The sequence below is a fragment of the Hymenobacter agri genome, from assembly GCF_054778495.1.
Genome location: NZ_BAAGZM010001326.1, coordinates 1 through 508, shown reverse-complemented (window position 1 = coordinate 508; position 508 = coordinate 1). Strand labels below are relative to the sequence as shown.

1 protein-coding gene is annotated in these 508 nt (G+C 67.9%); it reads right to left on the bottom strand.

All coding sequences use genetic code 11. The features are described 5' to 3' along the window. Positions 1-421, bottom strand: a 421-nt coding sequence (locus ACYVDE_RS26045; protein ID WP_460504393.1) for an aromatic amino acid lyase, incomplete at its 3' end; no start/stop codon positions are given. Between the last annotated feature and the right edge of the window lie 87 nt (positions 422-508).

Here is a 508-nt window from a genome sequence, read left to right as displayed (position 1 = left end):
CGTCGGCGGCATCGGCCAGACGCTTGGCGCGCAGCACGCCGTCCACGGCGTAGGCCAGCATGAACTGGGTGCCGTTCAGCAGGGCCAGCCCTTCCTTGGCCTGCAGCGCCAGCGGCTCCCAGCTGAAGAGGCTCATGGCATCGGCCGCGGCGAGGCGGTAGCCCTGGTAGTTCACTTCGCCCAGGCCCAGTAGCGGCAGGCACAGGTGGGCCAGCGGGGCCAAGTCGCCGGAGGCGCCTAGGCTGCCCTGCTCGTACACCACGGGCAGCAGCTCGCGGTTGTACATGGCCACGAGGCGTTCAACGGTGGCGGTCTGCACGCCGCTGTGGCCGTAGCTCAGGCTCTGGGCCTTGAGGAAAAGCATGAGACGCACCAGCTGCGGCGGCACTTCGGCCCCGGTGCCGCAGGCGTGCGACATCATCAGGTTCACCTGACAAGTTTGCCGGCAAAATGATGGCCGTGTGCCTGCGCTACGCCCAAACCACGTTCGAGGCCGAAGACGTGCTGC